This is a genomic window from Rhizomicrobium sp., from assembly GCF_056722145.1.
This window is the reverse complement of sequence record NZ_JBWZET010000145.1, coordinates 1-3075: the sequence shown is the minus strand read 5'-3', so window position 1 is coordinate 3075 and position 3075 is coordinate 1. Positions and strand designations below refer to the sequence as shown.

Sequence of the window (3075 nt, the reverse complement as noted above, 5' to 3'; positions counted from 1 at the left end):
ACGTGGCCATGCACATCTGGGCGGCCGATCGGGCGATGCCGAACCTGGCGCGCAATGCCGACGGCGACGAGCTTCTGTTCGTGCACCAGGGCGAAGGCGACCTGTTCTGCGACTTCGGCCATCTCGAATACCGCGATGGCGATTACCTCGTCTTGCCGCGCGGGACGATGTGGCGCGTGGAGCCGCGTCAACGCACGGTGGCATTGCTGATCGAGGCAACCGGCGGCGCTTACAAGCTGCCGGACCGCGGCGTTCTCGGCCCGCACGCAATCTTCGATCCGGCGGCGCTCGCCACGCCCGCGATCGATGACGCCTTCAAGGCGCAGCAGAGCGAGCGCGAAACGCGCGTGATGGTGAAGCGCCGCAACGCGATATCAACCATCACCTATCCCTTCAATCCGCTCGATGCTATCGGCTGGAAAGGCGATGTGGCGGCGCTGAAGCTCAATTGGCGCGACATCCGACCGGTGACGAGCCATCGCTATCATCTGCCGCCGAGTGTGCATGCGACGTTCGTCGCCGACCGCTTCGTCGTCTGCACCTTCGTGCCACGGCCGCTCGAAACCGATCCCGGCGCGCTGAAAGTGCCGTTCTTCCATTCCAACGACGATTTCGACGAGGTGATCTTCTATCACGCCGGCGACTTCTTCAGCCGCGACACCATCAAGCCCGGCATGGTGACGTTCCATCCGAGCGGCTTCACTCATGGCCCCCATCCCAAGGCGTTCGCGGCGGGCGGAAGCAGAACCGCAACCGACGAAGTCGCGGTGATGATCGATGCCCGCGATGGGCTCGACCTTAGCGAAGCGGCTCGGGCACAGGACGTGGCGGCCTATTCCGACAGCTGGAAAACGCGATGAAACTGGCGTCTTTCCGGCACGGGCGTGACGGCAGGCTGGTGGTCGTCGATCGCGACCTTGCGGTCTGCACCGCCGTGCCGCACATCGCACCGACACTCCAAGCCGCGCTGGACGATTGGGAGAACATCGCGCCCGATCTTGCTGAAGTATACCGCCGCCTCAATCACGGGCGGGTGGAAAATACCCGGCCGTTCGACGCCGGCCGATGTGCAGCACCATTGCCGCGCGCTTTTCAGTGGGCGGACGGTTCGGCTTACGTCAGCCATGTCGAACTGGTGCGCAAGGCCCGCAGCGCCGAGATGCCGCCGAGTTTCTGGACCGATCCGTTGCTGTATCAGGGCGGTTCCGACAGCTTCATCGGCCCGACCGATCCGATCCTGGCGGCCGACGACAGCTGGGGCATCGATTTCGAAGGCGAAGTCGCGGTGATCACCGACGACGTGGCGATGGGCACCACCGATACGGAACGCCACATCAAGTTGGTGATGCTGGCCAATGACGTTTCGCTGCGCAATTTGATCCCCGCGGAGATCGCAAAAGGCTTCGGTTTTTTCCAGTCGAAACCCGCGACCGCGTTTTCTCCGGTGGCCGTCACGCCGGACGAACTCGGCAGCGCCTGGCGGGATGGCAAGCTGCACCTGCCGCTGATCGTGACGCTCAATGGCGAAGTGTTCGGCGCGCCCGATGCCGGCGACGACATGACCTTCAGCTTTCCGCAACTGATCGCGCACGCTGCGAAAACGCGCGTTCTCGGCGCCGGCAGCATCATCGGCTCCGGCACGGTGTCGAACCGCGGTGCGCCGCGCGGCTCCGCCTGCATTGCCGAACGGCGCATGCTGGAAACGATTGCGAGCGGCGCCCCAACGACGCCGTTCCTGCGCTTCGACGATCGCGTACGCATCGAAATGTTCGACGACGGCCGGTCGATATTCGGTGCCATCGACCAGACCGTTGCATGCTACACGGGAGAGGGATGATGCGGCTTTACACCTATTACCGCTCGTCGGCGGCGTGGCGCGTGCGCATCGCGCTGGCGTTGAAAGGCATTTCCTACGACGCGGTGCCGGTGCATTTGCGCAAAGACGAGCAGCAGGCGGCCGCTTATCGTGCCCGCAATCCGCAAAGGCTGGTGCCGACACTCGAGGTCGAGGGCCACGCACTCGGACAATCGCTCGCCATCATCGAATATCTGGACGAGACGCATCCCGAACCGCCACTGCTGCCCAAGGAGCCGCTTGCCCGCGCCCGCGTGCGCCAGCTTGCCGGCATCGTCGCCTGCGACATTCATCCGCTCAACAATCTGCGCGTGCTGCGGTTCCTGAAAGGTCAGTTCGAACTTGGCGACAGCGCCCGCGCGGCGTGGCAGCGTCACTGGATGGCGGAAGGTTTTGCGGCGCTGGAAATCCTGCTGGCGCAATCGTCCGAGACCGGACGGTTTTGTCACGGCGACGCGCCCGGGCTTGCCGATCTTTGCCTCGTGCCGCAGCTTTTCAACGCGCGCCGCTACGATGTCGATGTCACGCCGTATCCGACTTTGCTGCGGATCGAGGCGGCGTGCGGCGAGCATCCGGCGTTCCGTGTCGCCGATCCGTCGAGGCAGCCCGATGCGGAATGAGGTTGTCGGCGAGCGGCTCGAGCTCGAGCGCTTTCTGCCCTACCGCCTGTCGGTCCTGACCAATCGCATCAGTGCGGCGATTGCTCGCCAATATGCGAGCCGGTTCGATCTCACGCCGGCGGAATGGCGGGTGATGGCGGCGCTCGGCAGTACGCCCGGCCTGTCGTCGCGCGAAGTCGCCGACCGCACGGCGATGGACAAGGTCCAGGTCAGCCGCGCCGTCGCCCGACTTGCCGCGGCGGGGCGTCTGGCACGCGCAGCCGATCGGACCGACAGCCGCATCGCGCGCTTGACCCTGAGCCCATCGGGGCGCGCCGTCTATCGCAAGATCGTGCCGTCGGCGTTGCAGATCGAGCGCCGGCTGATGGCAAAATTCACCGCGGCCGAACGCGACCAGATCGACGCAATCCTCGTCAAACTCGATTGCCAGGTCGACGCGCTGATCCAACTTATGGAGCCATCATGAAGGTATGTGCGAACGCGCGCGAGGCCCTCTCCGGCCTGCTGTTCGATGGCATGACCGTGATGAGTGGCGGCTTTGGGCTGTGCGGCATTGCCGAAAACTTGATCGCCGCCTTGCGCGACAGCGGCGTGAAGAAC

General features: G+C 64.8%; 5 protein-coding genes. All 5 read left to right on the top strand.

All coding sequences use genetic code 11. From position 1 onward, the window contains the following. Nucleotides 1-860 (top strand): homogentisate 1,2-dioxygenase (locus tag AC1P6P_RS08160; protein ID WP_481401941.1); only part of this gene is annotated, 860 nt, incomplete at its 5' end. Next, nucleotides 857-1837, top strand: coding sequence for a fumarylacetoacetate hydrolase family protein (locus tag AC1P6P_RS08155; protein WP_481401940.1), 981 nt, complete (start codon nucleotides 857-859; stop codon nucleotides 1835-1837). The genes AC1P6P_RS08160 and AC1P6P_RS08155, both read left to right, overlap by 4 nt. Next, nucleotides 1837-2475 carry a maleylacetoacetate isomerase gene (gene maiA / locus AC1P6P_RS08150; RefSeq protein ID WP_481401943.1) on the top strand — a complete coding sequence of 213 codons (639 nt, stop codon included), beginning with the start codon at nucleotides 1837-1839 and terminating at the stop codon, nucleotides 2473-2475. The genes AC1P6P_RS08155 and maiA overlap by 1 nt, the downstream gene beginning before the upstream one ends. Further along, nucleotides 2465-2941 (top strand): MarR family winged helix-turn-helix transcriptional regulator, encoded by a 477-nt coding sequence (locus tag AC1P6P_RS08145; RefSeq protein WP_481401939.1) that lies wholly within the window; start codon nucleotides 2465-2467, stop codon nucleotides 2939-2941. The genes maiA and AC1P6P_RS08145 overlap by 11 nt, the downstream gene beginning before the upstream one ends. Next, on the top strand, nucleotides 2938-3075 hold a 138-nt coding region (locus AC1P6P_RS08140), incomplete at its 3' end, for a CoA-transferase (RefSeq protein WP_481401942.1). The genes AC1P6P_RS08145 and AC1P6P_RS08140, both read left to right, overlap by 4 nt.

Coding starts and splice junctions, on each gene's coding strand:
- AC1P6P_RS08155 (WP_481401940.1), top strand. CDS start 857: ATGAAACTGGCGTCTTTCCGGCACGGGCGTGACGGCAGGCTGGTGGTC.
- maiA (WP_481401943.1), top strand. CDS start 1,837: ATGCGGCTTTACACCTATTACCGCTCGTCGGCGGCGTGGCGCGTGCGC.
- AC1P6P_RS08145 (WP_481401939.1), top strand. CDS start 2,465: ATGCGGAATGAGGTTGTCGGCGAGCGGCTCGAGCTCGAGCGCTTTCTG.